The 18,517-nt window shown below is 54.3% G+C and carries 16 protein-coding genes; 6 read left to right on the top strand and 10 right to left on the bottom strand.

What is annotated here, in order from left to right:
* Positions 1-67: 67 nt before the first annotated feature.
* The 6 genes from BKP64_RS03220 (at position 68) to BKP64_RS03195 (ending at position 7,922) form a co-directional block, all read left to right on the top strand.
* Complete coding sequence (locus tag BKP64_RS03220) at positions 68-3,247, top strand: bifunctional diguanylate cyclase/phosphodiesterase (RefSeq protein ID WP_157755397.1); 3,180 nt, start codon at positions 68-70, stop codon at positions 3,245-3,247.
* A gap of 115 nt (positions 3,248-3,362) precedes the next feature.
* Positions 3,363-4,421, top strand: a complete 1,059-nt coding sequence (dusA, locus tag BKP64_RS03215; RefSeq protein ID WP_083329131.1) for a tRNA dihydrouridine(20/20a) synthase DusA — start codon at positions 3,363-3,365, stop codon at positions 4,419-4,421.
* 117 nt (positions 4,422-4,538) lie between these two features.
* Positions 4,539-5,507, top strand: coding sequence for a transaldolase (gene tal, locus BKP64_RS03210; RefSeq protein ID WP_070965958.1), 969 nt, complete (start codon positions 4,539-4,541; stop codon positions 5,505-5,507).
* Positions 5,508-5,539: 32 nt separating this feature from the next.
* Entirely contained in the window at positions 5,540-5,986 is a 447-nt protein-coding gene (locus tag BKP64_RS03205) for a tellurite resistance TerB family protein (RefSeq protein ID WP_070965954.1), read from the top strand.
* 14 nt (positions 5,987-6,000) lie between these two features.
* Positions 6,001-7,128, top strand: coding sequence for a 3-deoxy-7-phosphoheptulonate synthase (locus BKP64_RS03200; protein ID WP_070965951.1), 1,128 nt, complete (start codon positions 6,001-6,003; stop codon positions 7,126-7,128).
* Positions 7,125-7,922, top strand: coding sequence for a glycerophosphodiester phosphodiesterase (locus tag BKP64_RS03195; RefSeq protein ID WP_070965948.1), 798 nt, complete (start codon positions 7,125-7,127; stop codon positions 7,920-7,922). The genes BKP64_RS03200 and BKP64_RS03195 overlap by 4 nt, the downstream gene beginning before the upstream one ends.
* 7 nt (positions 7,923-7,929) lie before the next feature.
* On the opposite strand, the gene sthA is transcribed toward BKP64_RS03195, so the two are convergent.
* From sthA to BKP64_RS03145, 10 genes are all read right to left on the bottom strand, one after another.
* The gene (gene sthA, locus BKP64_RS03190; RefSeq protein WP_070965946.1) at positions 7,930-9,321 is read right to left on the bottom strand and encodes a Si-specific NAD(P)(+) transhydrogenase; all 1,392 of its coding nucleotides are present in this window, start codon (positions 9,319-9,321) and stop codon (positions 7,930-7,932) included.
* Between the two features lie 58 nt (positions 9,322-9,379).
* Positions 9,380-9,628, bottom strand: a complete 249-nt coding sequence (nqrM, locus tag BKP64_RS03185) for a (Na+)-NQR maturation NqrM (protein ID WP_070965943.1) — start codon at positions 9,626-9,628, stop codon at positions 9,380-9,382.
* Positions 9,629-9,640: 12 nt separating this feature from the next.
* Positions 9,641-10,690, bottom strand: a complete 1,050-nt coding sequence (locus BKP64_RS03180) for an FAD:protein FMN transferase (RefSeq protein WP_070965941.1) — start codon at positions 10,688-10,690, stop codon at positions 9,641-9,643.
* A 9-nt stretch (positions 10,691-10,699) separates the two neighbouring features.
* A complete protein-coding gene (gene nqrF, locus BKP64_RS03175; protein ID WP_070965937.1) occupies positions 10,700-11,926 on the bottom strand; it encodes an NADH:ubiquinone reductase (Na(+)-transporting) subunit F in 1,227 nt (408 codons plus the stop codon).
* Positions 11,927-11,963: 37 nt separating this feature from the next.
* Entirely contained in the window at positions 11,964-12,572 is a 609-nt protein-coding gene (gene nqrE / locus BKP64_RS03170) for an NADH:ubiquinone reductase (Na(+)-transporting) subunit E (RefSeq protein WP_070965935.1), read from the bottom strand.
* Entirely contained in the window at positions 12,572-13,237 is a 666-nt protein-coding gene (locus BKP64_RS03165) for an NADH:ubiquinone reductase (Na(+)-transporting) subunit D (protein ID WP_070965932.1), read from the bottom strand. The genes nqrE and BKP64_RS03165 overlap by 1 nt, the downstream gene beginning before the upstream one ends.
* Positions 13,238-13,239: 2 nt before the next feature.
* The gene (locus tag BKP64_RS03160; RefSeq protein ID WP_070965929.1) at positions 13,240-14,043 is read right to left on the bottom strand and encodes a Na(+)-translocating NADH-quinone reductase subunit C; all 804 of its coding nucleotides are present in this window, start codon (positions 14,041-14,043) and stop codon (positions 13,240-13,242) included.
* Entirely contained in the window at positions 14,036-15,244 is a 1,209-nt protein-coding gene (locus BKP64_RS03155) for an NADH:ubiquinone reductase (Na(+)-transporting) subunit B (protein WP_070965926.1), read from the bottom strand. Before BKP64_RS03155 ends, BKP64_RS03160 begins: the two co-directional genes overlap by 8 nt.
* A 4-nt stretch (positions 15,245-15,248) precedes the next feature.
* Entirely contained in the window at positions 15,249-16,595 is a 1,347-nt protein-coding gene (locus BKP64_RS03150; RefSeq protein ID WP_070965925.1) for a Na(+)-translocating NADH-quinone reductase subunit A, read from the bottom strand.
* Positions 16,596-16,948: 353 nt separating this feature from the next.
* Positions 16,949-18,352 carry a glyceraldehyde-3-phosphate dehydrogenase gene (locus tag BKP64_RS03145; protein ID WP_418287603.1) on the bottom strand — a complete coding sequence of 468 codons (1,404 nt, stop codon included), beginning with the start codon at positions 18,350-18,352 and terminating at the stop codon, positions 16,949-16,951.
* Between the last annotated feature and the right edge of the window lie 165 nt (positions 18,353-18,517).

Genomic DNA, 18,517 nt, shown 5'->3' with positions numbered 1-18,517 from the left:
TGCTTGAAGTTCCGGCCAAAAGCATGAACACTCAGACGAAAGTCCTCCAGCCAGAGTGAGCAGTGCCTTGACTACCAGTCCTGAGAACGAGGCCGAAGAAGAAAGAACAAACCGGGGCATTCCGGTCGATACGGGGACGACATCACCCGATGCACGTATTCACCGATTGACCCAGATGTACCGCGCACTCAGTGAGATCAACCAGGCCATTATTCGCATGGATGACGAGGACGCACTGTTTCCTCTTGTCTGTCGGGTTGCTGTAGATCTGGGCGGTGTCAGCATGGCCTGGATCGGCGTGCCTGACACAGCATCCGAGCAAATTGTTCCGGTAGAAAGCTTTGGCACCGGCATGGATTATCTGAAAGATATTCAGATCTCGATCCGGGAAGACATGCCGGAGGGCCGAGGACCATCGGCAACGGCTTACCGCAGTAATCGTTTGGTGATCACAAATGACTGGGCAAATAACCCGGCAACAGCACCATGGCATGAACACGCGGGCCGTTTTGGCTGGGCTAGCAGCGGATGCTTCCCCATACAGCGAGGCGGGCAACCCTATGCTGTGATGTCCGTATATCACCAGGTCGGTGACTTTTTCGACGATGAAACAACCCGGCTTCTGGACGAGATGGCCCGAGATATCACATTTGCTCTCGACAACTTCGATCGCGAACGGGAACATCGAAAAGCAGTAGCGGCGCTCAAAGCCAATGAGCAGCATTTCCGGGCGTATTTCGAGCGCTCCATGTTCGGGATGGCAGCAACTCGTCCCAATCGAACGTGGATGGAGGTAAACCAGGCGCTTTGTGACATGCTCGGCTATACAGCCGAGGAGTTTTCAGCCACAACCTGGGAAGAGCTGACTCATCCCGATGACCTGGAAGCCAATAACATTCTCTTCCAGCAATTGCTCGAAGGCTCCATTGATGAGTTTGTGATTGAAAAACGGTTTGTCCGCAAAACTCATGATTTGATCGATGCACACCTGGCAGTGAGGGCCGTTCGAAATAGTGATGGCAGCCTCGCGTATGCGGTTTCGCTGATTGAGGACATCTCACTGCGTAAACTGGCAGAACGGCGCGAGCATATGCGGCAACAGGCACTGGAAAAAGTTGCCAGAGGCACCCCTCTGAACGAGATCATGTCAGAGGTCATCCAATCGTCCGAATCGATTTACCCCGGGTCCATGTGCTCAATTCTCCTCATGGATGACGAAGGAAAGCACCTATTGAAGGGCGCAGCGCCCAGTCTGCCGGACTTTTTCAACGACGCGATTAATGGCGTCGAGATTGGGGTGGGCGTCGGGTCCTGCGGAACTGCGGCCTTTTCAGGAGAGCGCACTCTGGTCGAAGACATCGCGTCTCACCCTTACTGGAAAGACTTTAAAGAGCTAGCCGCCGAGGCCGGGCTTGCGTCCTGCTGGTCAGAGCCCATCCGCGCGGCGTCAGGCAGGATACTGGGAACCTTTGCGATTTATCGCCGGGAAGCCAGCTTGCCTGACGAACAGGAAATCGCCTTGATCGAGAGCGCGGCCAACCTGATCGGCATAGCCATTGAGAGAATCCATGCAGAAGCCGAGCTGCACCTGGCATCATCCATCTACAGCAACAGTTCGGAAGCCGTGCTGGTAACCGATGCCGATAACAGGATCGTTGCGCTCAACCCTGCCTTTACCAGAATAACCGGCTACACCCTTGAAGATATCCGCGGCAAGGATCCGGCGCTTCTCCGTTCGGGCCGCCACGATGACGATTTCTTTCAATCCATGTGGCAAGGCATAACTCACCGGGGCTTCTGGCAGGGCGAGATCTGGAACCGCCGTAAGAACGGCGAGACGTTTCCGGAATGGCTGACAATCAATGCCATTTTGAGTGATAAGGGCGACATCCAGCGTTATGTGGCCATGGGCTCGGACCTCACCAACAAAGTCCGTTCAGACGAACTGATCTGGCGCCAGGCAAACTACGATTTCCTGACTGATCTGCCGAACCGTTACATGTTTCAGGACCGCCTGGAGCAGGAACTCCGGAAATCGCACCGCCAGAACTCCCTGCTAGCATTGCTATTTATCGACCTCGATCACTTCAAGGACGTTAACGATACCCTCGGACACCCCGTTGGTGACCAACTGCTGGTAGAGGCCGCAGCCCGAATATCCAGCTGCACCAGGGGGTCTGATACCGTGGCGCGGATGGGCGGTGACGAATTCACCGTTATTCTGCCCGAACTGACGAATACCATCGATGGCGAGAAGGTCGCCGAACACATCATCACAGTGCTCGCAAAACCCTACTTCATCCAAGATGAAACCATTTATGCCTCAGCCAGTATCGGCATTACTTTCTCCCCGGAAGACGCACTGGAGGTAGATCAGTTAATCAGCAATGCGGATCAGGCCATGTATGCCTCAAAGACTGCTGGCCGGAACCGCCTCAGCTATTTCACCCGATCCCTGCATGACTCGGCCCAGCGTCGCCTTAAGCTGATAAACGATTTGCGTGTGGCGGTTCAGCACCAACAGTTCGAGCTTTATTTCCAGCCTGTCATCAATCTTGCAACCCGGCAGATCACCAAGGCGGAAGCACTGATACGCTGGAATCATCCTGAGCGCGGAATGGTTAGCCCGGCGGAATTCATACCCCTTGCCGAAGAAACCGGTTTGATTGTCGAGATTGGAGACTGGGTGTTCCGGGAAGCTGCCGCCAAGGCAAAACAATGGTGTGATTTGTTCAATACCGGATTTCAGATATCGGTAAACATATCGCCGGTTCAGTTCCAGAGCGATGCACTGGATATCACAGAGTGGTTAGCTTACCTGAAAGACCTTGGAGTAGAGGAACAACACCTCAGTATCGAAATCACAGAGGGCCTGCTACTGAACGCCAGCACTGACGTGACAGATAAATTGCTTCGGTTCCGTGATGCAGGAATCCAGGTCGCAATTGATGATTTTGGCGTCGGTTATTCCGCCCTGTCCTACCTCAAGCGCTTCGACATTGACTACCTCAAGATTGATCAGTCGTTTATTCGAAACCTGGAAACCGACCAGAACGACCTGGCGCTTTCAGAAGCCATTGTCATTATGGCCCACAAACTTGGCCTGAAAGTCATCGCAGAAGGTGTAGAAACGGAAGAACAACTCCGCCTGCTGCTGGAAATTGGCTGTGACAATGGCCAGGGGTATCTGTTCTCCCGCCCCCTGCCCGCCGCCAAATTCGAAGACTTTCTTCGCAAGCACGATTAAGAGCGCCCGGGAACTCTGCGTCAGAACGACTTCGAGAACCCCCTACGGCCAGAAAACATCGGATGGGGTACACTATGTGCAAATTAACCGTTTCCCAGATTTTATCAGGCAGTCCATGTCCCAAGACGTAAACAAACAGCCCGGTATCCGCGGCACCTCTCCCCATCCTGCATCGCCAAAAGAACCCTCCAGGCGTTTCTGCGTGGCCCCGATGATGGATTGGACCACCAGCCATTACCGCTTCCTGGCCCGACTGCTGAGCCGCAATGCGCTCCTTTATACGGAGATGGTGACAACCGGCGCCCTGATTCATGGTGATACCGAGCGCTTCCTGAGGCACGATTCGACGGAATATCCACTGGCACTACAACTCGGCGGCGGCGACCCGCAAGAGCTGGCCCATTGCTCGAAACTGGCTGAGCAGTTTGGTTTCGATGAAGTAAACCTTAACGTCGGCTGCCCCAGCGACCGGGTCCAGAACAATATGATCGGCGCCTGCCTGATGGGCCATCCGGACAAAGTGGCAGATAGCGTGCGCGCCATGATTGAGGCAACCGACCTGCCGGTTACCGTAAAACACCGGATCGGCATCGACGGTCGGGAGTCCTGGGACGATCTGTGCGAGTTCGTAGAAAAGGTATCCGAAGCGGGCTGCCGGACGTTTATTGTGCACGCCCGGATTGCAATTCTGGAGGGTCTCAGCCCCAAGGAAAACCGGGACATTCCGCCACTCAAATACGACTGGGTGTACCGGCTAAAAACGAAATATCCGCACCTCGAAATCATCATCAACGGTGGAATCAAGACCTTCGAGGAGTGTGATGAGCATCTTCGGCACACCGACGGCGTAATGCTTGGCCGGGAGGCGTATCACAATCCCTGGCTGCTGGCAGGCGTTGATCCGGCGTTTTTCGGACAGTCGGCACCGGTTGAAACTCGCCACCAGACACTTCGCGCAATGTTCCCCTTCATCCAGAGCGAGCTTGAGCGTGGCGTTTTCCTCACCCACATCTCGAGACATCTTCTGGGCCTGTTCCACGGCCAGCCGGGCGGTCGCCAGTTCCGCCGTTATATCAGCGAAAATGCCCATAAAACCGGAGCAGGGCTGGAGGTCATCCAGACAGCACTGGAAAAAGTCAGGGAACCGGAAAACCGCGCCATTGCCGAAGCTTAATCCCCGCCAGACCTTTTGTTGTCTTGTTCCTGTCAGGTCAGGCCGTTATTGTAGAGGTAAAGCCCACACCCGGGAGTCGGGTGCACCAATAACAGATCAAACGGGACGGCAGGACGAATGACCAACAAGCTTGACCAACTGAAAACCATGACCACCGTGGTTGCAGATACCGGCGATATTGACGCCATTGCAAAATGGCGGCCGGAGGATGCGACCACTAACCCTTCCCTGCTGCTCAAAGCGGCCGCATCGGAGGCCTATCGCCCCATGCTGGACAAAGCAGTGGCAGAGGCCCGGCGCCATGGTGGTTCAGACGCCGAACAGCTGACCATTGCAACGGATATGCTGGCAGTGCTTGCGGGTCGCGAAATTCTCGGATTAATTCCCGGCGTGGTCTCTACCGAAGTGGATGCCAGGCTTTCTTTCGACACTGAGAGAACCCTGGATCGCGCTCGCAGGTTGGTTGAGCTCTATGACAAACAGGGAATCGACACCAGCCGGGTGCTGATCAAGATTGCTTCTACCTGGGAAGGCATCCGTGCCGCTGAGCAACTTGAGAAGGAAGGTATCCGGTGCAACCTGACTCTCCTGTTCTCATTCATCCAGGCCGCAGCGTGCGCTCAGGCTGGCGCATTCCTGATTTCACCCTTTGTCGGTCGTATTCTGGACTGGCATATTGCTAACAGTGTCCAGGACAGCTTCCCTGCAACCGAAGACCCGGGCGTTATTTCTGTGTCCCGGATCTATAATTACTACAAGGCTAACGGCTATGACACAGTTGTTATGGGAGCCAGCTTCCGTAACACCGGTGAGATAGAAATGCTGGCGGGGTGTGATCGCCTGACCATCAGCCCGGCGCTGCTTCAGGAGCTTCAGGATGATGAAGGTAACCTGACACGCAGGCTGTCCGCTGATCGCGCCAACTCACCGGACCGTTTCGGCGACATCGACGAGAAACTGTTCCGCTGGGAATCCAACGAAGATGCCATGGCTACTGAAAAACTGGCTGACGGTATTCGCAGGTTCACCGCTGACCAGATTGAGCTGGAACACAGGGTACGGCAGCTGGCCACCAGAGCCGCCTGAATTCATCGTTAACGGAGCAAGGTTGTCCGATCATGATTGAACGCCTGAAAAAACTGTTTGCTGCTCCGGAGCCGGGAAAGACAGAACCCGATGCCCACCAGTTGGCCATTGCCGCCACGGCACTTATGGTGCAACTGTCCCGGGTCGACCACAATGAGGACGAGCGCGAGCTTCAGACCATTGTGGATTTTGCCGTCGAGTCCCATCAGGTAACCCGAGAAGAGGCTGAGGCTATCCTTAAGGATGCACTGGACCATGCAGACGACGCCACCTCGCTCTACGAGTTCACCGGACAGATCAACGAACAGCTTGATCAGAGTTCCAAGCAGGCGTTACTGGAGAGCATCTGGCGCGTAGCCTTCGCGGACGGACGCATAGACAAGTACGAAGAGCACCTTATTCGCCGCATGGCGGACCTGCTGCACCTCAATCACCGGGAATATATGCAGGCGCGGCACCGGGCGGAAAAAACCGGTTAACACAAGGAGACACCATGCTAGCCATTCTTCACCCTAATACACCGCTGGAAAGCGATGCCTACCGCCAGACTATGCACTACCTGGAAAATCTGCCGGGCGTATCGCTCCGGGTCCACGAGGTCCAGGGTACCAGCCAGCGGTTAACCGAGATCTATCTGCTCGGGGATACCAAGCCCCTCGATAAGGAAGAAATCGAAGCCTTGCCCGCGGTGGAGCGGGCCATACGCATATCCGATGACTACCGCATTCTTGGCCGCCACCGGGACGACCACCGACAGAGTGGCTTTACCTACAACGGTGTTGAATTCAGTCAGTCGAATCTGAATATATTTGCAGGCCTGTGCGCGGTTGACGTTCCCGAGCACGTGGAACTGATGATGCAAGCGCTGGAAGATAACGGCGAGGTCTGCACCCGGATGGGCGCCTATAAACCAAGGACAAATCCCTATTCCTTTCAAGGACATGGCAAGGGCTGTCTGCCTTGGGTATTTGAAAAGGCCGGCAGGCATGGCATCAAGGTAATCGCCATGGAGATTACCCACGAGAGTCACATTGAGGAAATCGATACCTGCCTGGAAAAGCTCGGTCGTCCCACCGGCGTTATGTTGCAGGTAGGTACCCGAAATACACAGAACTTTGAATTGTTGAAAGCCATAGGGCGCCAGAAAACCTACCCGGTGTTGTTGAAACGCGGTTTCGGAATCACGCTGAATGAGTCTCTCAATGCCGCCGAGTACCTGGCGAGCGAAGGCAACGCCAACGTTATTTTCTGCCTCCGGGGTATGAAAACCGAGGCCGGGCAGCCCCACCGGAATATGGTCGATTTTGCCCATGTCCCTGCGGTGAAGCGCCTGACCCGCATGCCAGTCTGTGTTGATCCTTCCCATTCCGTGGGTAGTCGCGACCGGGCCCCGGATGGCATCCTGGATGTCATGCACGCCACATCGCAAGGCGTTATTGCCGGCGCCAACATGGTACTGGTGGACTTTCACCCCAAACCGGAAAAAGCACTGGTGGACGGACCACAAGCACTACTGATGGATGAGTTACCGGCTTACCTTGAAGATATCCGGCTCTGCCATGACACCTGGAAAAAGCGCCAGGCCATTTATCAACGCCTGAAAGGTGAAGCAGCGGAATGATTGTCTATGGACACAGAGGGGCAAAGGGAGAAGCTCCTGAAAACACCCTCCCCGGTTTTATTCATGCCTATCGACATGGCGTCCGTCACTTTGAACTCGACCTGGTATTGTCGAAGGATGGAAAGCCGGTCATGGTGCACGATCTGACTGTGGACCGTACCACAGGCCAAAAAGGCAACATCTGCGACTACACGGCTGCCGAGCTGGCTCAGATGGACGCCCGTCGCAACACCAGCTCCTGGCCCAGAAAGATCGGCATCCCCAGCCTGGAAGACCTCCTCGACCAGTTTGACGACCTTGAGCACCTCCAGCTTGAGGTCAAAAAAGACAGCCGCCAACGCCTGAATATCCTGTGCAACCGGCTGACTGAGATCATTCAACGCCGCGATCTCTACCAGACGGCTGCCATTACCTCCTCGGACATTTGGTTTCTCAAGCAGATTCGTCGCAGGAACAGGCGCATTCGCATCGGATTTGTGGCCGAACGGAAATTTCCCCGGCCATTGACCCAGGCAACCCGGCTCGGGTGTGACTATCTCTGCATAAACTGGAAACTTTGCTCGAAAGGGATGGTGGAACAAGCCCACCGACGCGGTCTGCATGTCTCGACCTGGACGGTCAACCGGATCCACGACATGCTGCAACTGGAGAACGCGGGCGTGGACAGCATCATCACGGACTACCCGACCAGCACCCGCATGTTCTTCGACAACCGGGCAACAGCCCTGTTGTCGCTGCCCAATACCCAGAGGAATGCGATACCGGACAACGAAGCACTGCCCACCACTGGCTGATACCGGATCAGAAGATCCGGTTCAGGCCATTAAGTGCGGCAACCCGGTAGGCTTCCGCCATGGTCGGGTAGTTGAAGGTTGTATTGATGAAATAATTCAGAGAGTTGGCTTCACCCTCCTGATTCATGATGGCCTGACCGATGTGCACAATTTCCGCCGCCTGGTCACCGAAACAGTGAATCCCCAGAATCTGGCGGCTCTCCCGGTGAAATAGAATTTTCAGCATACCCACGGCCTCCCCGGTGATCTGGGCCCGCGCCAGATCCTTGAAGAACGCCTGGCCAACTTCATAGGGAACCTTGGCCTCAGTCAGTTCACGCTCCGTTTTGCCAACGGAACTGATTTCGGGAATCGTGTAGATTCCGGTCGGCACATCGGATACAAAGCGGAAGTATTCATCGTTCACAATGTCGGAAGAGGCAGACCGCCCTTGGTCGTATGCAGCACTGGCAAGGCTTGGCCAGCCGATGACATCCCCCGCTGCGTAAATATTCTCCACTTCAGTACGGTAATGCTCGTCAACCGCCAGCTGCCCCCGGCCATTGGGTACCAGGCCAACATTTTCCAGACCCAGACTTTCGGTATTACCGCTACGGCCGTTACACCACAAAAAGGCATCCGCACGAATCTTCTTGCCTGACTGCAAGGACAGCACGACCCCATGGTCATCACCGTCTACCGACTCATACTGCTCGTTGTGACGCACCAGTACGCCGTTGTTCCGCAGGTGGTAGCTCAGGGCATCCGAAATCTCGTCATCCAGGAAAGAAAGCAGGCGGCTGCCAGGGTTGATCAAATCCACCTTTACGCCCAATCCTGCAAAGATAGAGGCATACTCTGACCCGATGACACCGGCTCCATAGATAATCAGTGTGCGGGGAGTGTGCGACAGGTTCAGAATGGTATCCGAGTTATAGATCCGGTGATGACGGAAATCCACATCAGGCGGCAGGTACGGACGGGAACCAGTGGCAATAATCGCCTGCTTGAAGTGCAGGGTTTCTACAGATTTGTTGCCCCGGACTTCAAGGCGGTTTTTGTCGAGGAATGACGCACGGCCATTGATCAGGTCTACACGGTTACGGGAGTAAAACTGAGTCCTCAGCTTAACCTGTTTGCCAATCACCTTCTGCGCGTTCTGGAGCACCCGGGGAAATGAAAACCAACGCGGCTCACCGATATCACGAAACATCTGGTTGGTGTTGAAGGTGATGATCTGTTTGACCGAGTGACGCAGGGCCTTGGAAGGAATGGTGCCCCAATGCGTGCAGTTACCCCCAACGGTGGGCTTGTCTTCGATGATCGCGACACGTTTACCGTGTTTCGTCGCATTCATCGCCGCACCTTCACCGGAAGGCCCAGCGCCGATAACGACGACGTCGTAATGATGCTCTGCCATGCGCGCAGTAACTCCTTATCTACGTCGTGAAAATGTGATTGTAATTATCAAGTCTGTGTCAGTGCTTCTCGACATTGCTGGCATCGTAGGCAAGCGCGCCTGACTGCTTTCCAGCCTCAGCCGTGCGTTGATTCTCCTCTTCGCACTTCTGGGTGTTGCCACCACAGATATCGCAGGAGGAGTTGATACCCAAGGCACCAATACCGCCACAAGTACCGCTGATCGGCTTACGGCCAAAGATCACACCAATGGACATGCCCGCAACGAGCAGAACCACAATAAATAGAACCAAAAGAAAGGTACCCATATTGCCCTCCCCTTACTGAGTAACGTAGGACGAAAACGCGGGGGTCTGGTGCGTCTCAAACCCGTTTTCTGTCCGTATAATAAAATAGGCCGGGATGTTCTCCCTGGTAGCGAGTACATCCGCCTGCTCATAACCCATAACATTGAAACCAGTGGCCAGAGCATCCGCCGTTTTGCAATCGTCGGCAATGACCGTCACCGATGCCAGATTGTGTGAAATCGGCTTTCCGGTTGCAGGATCAATTGTATGGGAATAACGGTGTCCTTCCGATTCGTAATAGTTACGATAGTCTCCCGATGTCGCCATGGCGCGATCCTCAAGAACAACCACCCGGTTGACCTGTCTCGCTGCCGAAACAGGTTGTTCGATCGCCAGCCGCCATGCATCTCCGTCAGGTTTGTGACCACTCACACGGACTTCACCACCTATTTCAACCAGATAAGCATCCACGCCTTCACTCTCGAGGTAACGGGAAACCACGTCAACCCCGTAACCCTTTGCTATAGCCGACAGATCAACGTACTGAGGCGTATCGCTACGGACTGCAGGTGGATCTGCACGCAACTCCAGCCTGTCGTGGCCGGTTTGCTCAAGAACCCGGGCTAGCAGGTCATCAGAGGGCACCTGCTCGGGGCGCGCCTCAGGCCCGAACCCCCAAAGATTCACCACTGGCCCAATGGTCACGTCAAACGCGCCACCAGTCAGCTCCGAAATCTCCTCCGCCGTTTTCAAAACCTCATACAAGGGCTCGGAAAGAGGAAACCACTCAGACTGATCTGCTTTTGAGTTCAGCTCAGACAGCTCGGAATCCGAGCGCCAGGTAGACATTGCCGCATCCACCGTCTCAAGCTCGCCCTTAATGCCTGAGGCGAGGCTCTCCAGCCTGGACTGGTCATCCGTCAACACAACGTTGATGTGGTATGTGGTACCAAACACTGGCCCGGAAATTTCCCACACCTTTTCTTCGGGCTGAAACGAACAACCCGCCAGGGCAGCGATGATCAGCGCCCAACAGACGCTGACCAGAGCCCCCCTGACGGGTCGTGGAATGCTGGATGTCATCTGAGCGAATTACCCCCCGAAATCATCCAGCATGATGTTTTCATCTTCAACGCCGAGATCCTTGAGCATCTTGATGACAGAGGCATTCATGATTGGGGGTCCACACATATAGAACTCACAATCTTCCGGTGCCGGGTGATCCTTCAGATACTGCTCATACAGGACGTTATGGATAAATCCGGTAGGACCTTCCCAGTTGTCCTCAGGCAAAGCGTCAGAAAGAGCAACGTGCCATTCAAAGTTCTCGTTTTCTTCCTGCAGCATATCGAAGTCTTCCACGTAGAACATCTCGCGGACACTTCGGGCACCGTACCAGAAGCTGATCTTGCGCTTGGAGTTCAGGCGTTTCAGCTGGTCGAAGATGTGGGAGCGCATCGGCGCCATACCAGCACCGCCGCCAATAAACACCATTTCTGCGTCAGTCTTCTTTGCGAAGAACTCACCGAATGGCCCCATCACGGTCACCTTATCCCCCGGCTTCATGTTGAAAACGTATGTCGACATGATACCCGGCGGGTGATCCGTACCAGGAGGAGGCGTAGCTATACGGATATTGAACTTGAGAACGCCCTTCTCTTCAGGGTAGTTCGCCATGGAGTAAGCCCGTATGGTTTCCTCCTTGTTTACGCCCCGGTAACGCCAGATATCGTGCTTATCCCAGTCTTCGTGGAACTCCTTCTCAATATCAAAATCCTTGAAGCTGATATCGTATGGAGGGCATTCCAGCTGCACATAACCGCCGGCGCGGAAATCGACTTCCTCGCCTTCCGGAAGTTTTAATACCAGCTCTTTGATGAAGGTGGCCACGTTATGGTTGGAAACCACTTCGCACTCCCACTTCTTGACACCGAAGAATTCCTCCGGCACTTCCACCTTCATGTCCTGCTTTACAGGGACCTGACAGGAAAGACGCCAGCCTTCCTTCTCTTCACGGTTGGTGAAGTGAGTCTTTTCTGTCGGCAGCATGGCGCCACCGCCCTCGAACACCTTGCATTTGCACTGGGCGCAGGTACCGCCGCCGCCACAGGCTGACGACAGGAAAATCCCGTTGTTTGCCAGCGTGCCAAGCAACTTGCCACCGGCTTCAGTTTTTACCGTGTGCTCAGGATCGTCATTGATCTCAATGGTCACATCACCGGTGCTTACCAGCCTGGAGCGGGCCGCGAGAATGATCGCAACCAGCGCCAGAACGATAACGGTGAACATGACCACGCCGAGAATAATTTCTGTATTCATGGTCTCGCCTTTTCGTTAAACCGAATCACCGGATGTATTACAGAGAGATGCCGGAGAAGGACATGAAACCCAGGGACATCAGACCTACGGTAATGAAGGTAATGCCCAGGCCACGCAGACCTTCCGGAACGTCACTGTACTTGAGCTTTTCGCGGATACCGGCAAGTGCAATGATTGCCAGTGCCCAGCCAACGCCAGCACCGAAGCCATACACTACGCTTTCACCAAAGGTGTAATCCCGCTCAACCATAAACAATGAAGCACCCAGGATGGCACAGTTCACGGTAATCAACGGAAGGAACACCCCAAGGGCCGCATAAAGCGATGGGATATACTTGTCCAGAACCATTTCCATGATCTGAACAATTGCCGCGATTACACCAATGTACGTAATCAAGCCGAGAAAGCTCAGATCAACGTTGGACAAACCCGCCCATTCGAGGGCGCCTTCACGGAGGATGCTGTTGTACAGCAGGTTATTGACCGGAACGGTGACAGTGAGCACCACGACAACCGCAATACCCAGACCAGTAGCGGCCTCAATCTTCTTGGAAATAGCCAAGAAGGTGCACATACCGAGAAAGAAGGCCAACGCCATGTTTTCAACGAAAACTGCCTTCAGAATCAGACTGAGATAATGCTCCATCAGAAGGCCTCCTTGGCTGTGTGGCGAGACATCTTGTAATCCGCTTCCTCAACTTGCTCCGGCTTCCACACCCGCAGTCCCCATATTGCAAGACCAATGATGAAAAACGCGCTAGGTGGCAACAGCAGCAGGCCATTGGGAATATACCAACCGCCCTCATTCACGGTCGGCATAAGGGTCACACCAAACAGTGAGCCTGCACCCAAAAGCTCGCGGAAGAACGCGACGAACAACAACAGCACCGAGTAGCCGAGGCCGTTGCCAATGCCATCAAGGAAACTCAAATAGGGGCCGTTCTTCATCGCGAACCCCTCCGCGCGGCCCATGACGATGCAGTTGGTGATAATCAAGCCAACGAATACGGACAGCTGTTTGCTGATTTCGTATGCGTAGGCTTTAAGGACTTGGTCAACCACGATTACCAGGGAAGCAATAATGGTCATCTGTACGATGATCCTTATGCTGCCAGGAATCTGGGTGCGAACCAGCGAAACCGCCAGGTTAGAGAACGCGGTCACAGCAGTCACCGCCAGACACATCACGATAGTCACGTTCATGCTGGTAGTTACCGCAAGCGCCGAGCAGATACCAAGAATCTGCAAGGCAATCGGGTTATTACTGAAGATTGGTTCGAAGAGAACCTGTTTGGCCGTTGCATTTGCCATGATCAGACCTCCCCTTCACGGAGTTTTTTCAGGAATGGCGCATAGCCACGATCGCTCATCCAGTAATTTACCAACTGCTGAACACCGCGACTGGTCAGTGTTGCACCAGAGAGCGCGTCGACCTTGTGCTCTTTGTTAGCCGCATCAGCGCCAACGCCTCCTTTAACCAACTGGATCTGAGGGTCTGCAAGCTGGCCGCCGTATACTTCTTTTCCTACCCACTGCTTTTTCCAGCGCGGGTTGTCCACCTCGCCTCCGAGGCCCGGCGTCTCTGCATGCGCATAGAAACCCAGTCCTTCGATCGTATTCAGATCGCCTTCAAGTGATATGAAGCCGTAGAGCGTAGACCACAGACCATAGCCGTGAATCGGAAGCACCACACGGGTAACCGTACCATTCTCACTCATGGTAAATACCTTGGCGATATTTGGACGGCGCTTGATGCCAGCCTTGTCTTCCGACGCCGGGATGTTGGTGGACAGCTGCGGGTCGGACGCGGCCTTGTACATATCGTACTTCATCGGGTCTTGAACACCCACGGAGGCCGGCTCGACAAATTCACCTGAATCGAGGTTAACGAGACGAACATCAAATTGACCAAACTGCTCCTCAATCTGTTCAGCGCTGGCGCCCTGCTCCAGCAAACCGGCAGCAGACAGGATGTTGGTCTTGATATCCAGGTTCTGATTTTTGATCTGAGCTGGACGGAGCATAACCGCCGCCGTAGAAACCACGACAGAGAAGGCAATACTCAGGACCAATGCAACAATCAGAGTTCTGGAGACAGTTTCTTTAGCTTTAGCCACGAGCAAGCCTCCGTTTGATGTTGGCCTGGACCACATAGTGATCCATCAGCGGCGCGAACAGGTTGGCGAACAGAATGGCCAGCATAATGCCCTCCGGGAAGGCCGGATTGATCACACGGATCAGAATGGTCATCACGCCCACCAGGATACCGAAACACCAGCGACCGGTGTTGGTCATTGCTGCAGACACCGGATCCGTTGCCATAAACATCATGCCGAAGGCAAAACCACCCATGACCAGATGCCAATGGGCCGGAATGGCAAACATCGGGTTAGTTTCAGAACCGACGATATTGAGCAACAGAGACATACCGATCATGCCGATCAGTACGCCGCCAACAATCCGGTAACTGGCAATCTTCATAACCAGCAAGATGATGCCACCAATGAGAACCGCCAATGTAGAGGTTTCACCCATGGAACCCTGAATGGTACCCATGAACGCATTCATCCAGCCGATCTGTTCTTTGAGCGCGTCAAGGCCACCGCTAGCAGCCCAGCTCAGTGCTGTTGCGCCGCTGAAACCGTCAACTGCAGTCCAAACCGTGTCGCCGGAAATCTGTGCCGGGTACGCGAAATACAGGAACGCACGGCCGGTCAGCGCAGGATTCAGGAAGTTCTTGCCGGTACCGCCGAACACTTCCTTGCCAATAACCACACCGAAGGTAATACCCAAAGCCACCTGCCAAAGAGGAATGGTGGGGGGGCAAATCAGCGCAAACAGTACAGACGTCACGAAGAAACCTTCGTTGACCTCGTGACGACGTACGGTCGCGAACAGTACTTCCCAGAAACCACCCACGACGAAAGTGATGAAGTAGATGGGCGCGAAGTACGCCAAGCCGTAAACGAAATTATCCCATACACCCACTCCGGCCCCTGTGACCGCAAGAGCCTGGATGAAGGCAGTACGCAGACCACCATCGGCGATCATGGCATCGGGGTTTGCCGCCAGGAAACTGTTGGCCTGAAAGCCGATGTTCCACATACCGAAAAACATCGCCGGAAACGTACACATCCAGACTGTGATCATGATGCGCTTGAGATCAACGCCGTCACGCACATGAGCCGTTGTGGAAGTCACGCTGGCAGGGGTGTAGAAAATGGTATCTACGGCTTCATAGAGCGCATACCACCGCTCGTACTTGCCGCCCTTTTCAAAATGATGCTCGATTCCATCGAGAAACTGTCTGATAGCCATCGCGTTAGCCCTCGATCTCGATTCGGGTCAGGTTCTCACGGAGAATCGGACCGTATTCATATTTACCCGGGCACACAAAGGTGCACAGCGCCAGATCTTCTTCGTCCAGCTCCAGAGCACCTAGCTTCTGCGCCATTTCGGTATCGCCAACAATCAGCGAACGCAGCAGCTGGGTCGGCAGGATATCCAGGGGCATTATCTGCTCATAGGCACCCACCGGGACCATGGCGCGCTCACTGCCGTTGGTCGTTGTGGTGAAGTTGAACAGTTTGCCACCCGACAGCTTGGACAGATAAATGTTCAGGATGGAGAACTTGTTGGGCCCCGGAGAGAGCCAGCCCATGAATTCACGTTTGTTGCCTTCTTCCAGCACCGACACCTGATTGGCAAACCGGCCAAGATAGGCACAAGGGCCATCGCCACGGCGACCACCGAAGACCGAACCTGAAATCTTGCGAACCTCACAATCGGTATCAACTTCGTCTTCCAGAAGTTCGGACAGGCTTGCGCCCAGGCGCGTACGAACCAGACGAGGGTTCTTTGCCTTGGGCCCACCAATTGCGACGACACGGTCAGAGGGAACTTCGCCAGTCTCGAACAGCCTGGCAATATCGATCACATCCTGATAGTTGACAGACCATACAACCTTGCTGCCGGACACGGGATCAAGATGATGTATATGGGTACCAACATTACCTGCCGGGTGCACACCTTCAAACTGGTGAACTTCAATGTTGTCTGACGCGGGCACTGCAACATTAGAGCCTGGTTTACCCGTCACAAACACCTTGCCGGAAGTCAGCGCGGAAAGAATCGTCAGACCTTTCTCGAAAGCCTTGCTGTTCTCGCCAATGATGACAGTGGGATCCGCTGCCAACGGGTTGGTATCCATAACGGAAACAAAAATGGAGCTCGGAGCGGTGTCGATAGCGGGAACTTTGCTGTATGGGCGAGTCTTGAACGCCGTCCACAGACCGGATTCTACCAGGTTGTCCACTACCTGCTGGCGTTCCAGGCCGGCAAGATCCTCGTCGTTGTATCGTGCAAAGGTCTCAGCTTCATCGCCATCGATTTCGATAACGATCGACTGAAATACGCGACGCTCACCACGGTTTATTTCTTTCACCACGCCAGCGGCGGGTGAGGTATAACGAACGCCTTCGGTCTTCTTGTCCGTGAACAGCAGCGTGCCGCGCTTGACACGGTCCCCTTCTTTCACAGCCATCGTCGGCTTCATGCCGTTGTAGTCAAAACCGATCAACGCCACGTGGCGAACGGGTTTGCCATCAGTAATGGTCTGTTCGGGAGCGCCGCTGATGGGAAGATCCAGGCCTTTTTTGATCTTGATCATTAGCCTCATCCAATCATCAGAAACTAGTCTATGGATTTGTAACGTCCGGCCCCTGCGGCCCAGGTTTCCTCTCCGGTTTGCACCACAAGGTAGCCCAAAGTTTGCGAAAGCGGTCGCGCTGCCAGAGCACAACCCATCGTTCGACGCAGGAAAAGATGAGAAACCGGGTGCCAGACGTACCCAAAATCGCGCCAATTATAGAGTTTAAGGGATCCTATTTCCACCAGAAACCGGAACGGGTTTGTGCCCGGGCGTGAACCCTTGAGGTCATAGCTGCCCGCAACAAAAAACCCCGGCAACTCTCGTTACCGGGGTTTTCGGAGACGTTACATGCCAACTAGAGCACGTTTCAATCAGCCTCTTACACGTTCAGGGAAGATCGGGTATGTAACACCCGCCATCTGGTTCACAACACGAACGACCTGGGCACTGTAGCCAAATTCGTTGTCGTACCAGACGTACAGAATCAGACGCTTGCCGGCGGCTATGGTTGCCTGGGCATCAACCACACCTGCATGACGTGATCCCACGAAATCCGTTGAAACTACTTCCGGAGAATTCACGAAGTCTATTTGCTTCTGAAGCTCTGAGTGCAAAGCCATGTCCCGCAGATACTCGTTCACGCCTTCAACGTCCACATCCTTTTTCAGATTGAGGTTGAGGATCGCCATGGACACATTCGGAGTCGGAACGCGGATGGCATTGCCGGTCAGCTTACCTTTCAGAACTGGCAGCGCCTTGGAAACAGCCTTGGCGGCGCCGGTCTCAGTGATAACCATGTTCAGGGGGGCACTGCGGCCGCGACGGCTACCCTTGTGGTAATTATCGATCAGGTTCTGGTCGTTGGTATAAGAGTGGACCGTCTCGACATGTCCGTCTTCGATACCGTATTCATCCTCAATCGCTTTCAGCACCGGCGTGATGGCGTTGGTCGTACATGACGCCGCTGACAGTATCTTGTCATCATCCGTGATCCAGTCGTTGTTGATGCCATAGACAATATTCTTGATATCACCTTTGCCCGGCGCAGTCAGGATCACACGGCTGACACCGCGGGACTTCAGGTGCAACCCGAGGCCAGCCTCATCACGCCACTTGCCAGTGTTATCGACCACGATAGCGTTGTTAATGCCGTACTCGGTGTAGTCCACCTTGTCGGGACCGTCAGAGTAGATCACCTTGATGTAGTTGCCGTTGGCGATCAGGGCCGACTCTTCCTCGTTTACGGTGATGGTGCCATCAAAGGGACCATGGACTGAGTCACGACGCAGCAGGCTCGCACGCTTCTCCAGATCGTTTTCGGCACCGCCATTGCGAACCACAATAGCCCTTAAGCGCAAGTTGTTGCCGCCACCGGCCTTTTCGATCAGGATCCTGGCAAGCAGACGACCGATACGACCAAAGCCATAAAGCACCACGTCTTTGGTATCGTTATTGGCATCCTCTTCGGATTGAGCAGGATACTGGCCGACTATCGGGCCGATTTCGCGCTTGAGGAACTCGACCAGATCACCGCCCTCATCCTTGAACTTGACCGCCAGCTTGCCGATATCGACATGGGCACGACCCAGCTCCAGAGAATCCATGGCCTGCAGAATCGGCAGAGTGTCATGAACAGACAGCTCACTGTCTTCCACCTGGCGAACAAAGCGATGGGCACGAATGATGTCGATCACCGACTGATTAATTATGGCGCGACCATAGACAGATGTAACCACGTTATTCTTGCGATAGAGACGACCGATCAGCGGAATCATGGCTTCCGCTGTGGACTCTCTCTCCGTCCAGTTAGACAGGTGCTGATTGATCTGTTCGTGACTCACGATTGGAACCTCTGTTTAGCACTGATAATAATTTCGGGCGCACATTATCCAACTTAAACAGGCCAACAGCAAATACGGACTGCCCCTACCTTCGTAGAC

Origin of the sequence: Marinobacter salinus (assembly GCF_001854125.1) — a bacterium.
Taxonomy (GTDB): domain Bacteria; phylum Pseudomonadota; class Gammaproteobacteria; order Pseudomonadales; family Oleiphilaceae; genus Marinobacter; species Marinobacter salinus.
This window is presented reverse-complemented; position numbering and strand designations above follow the sequence as displayed.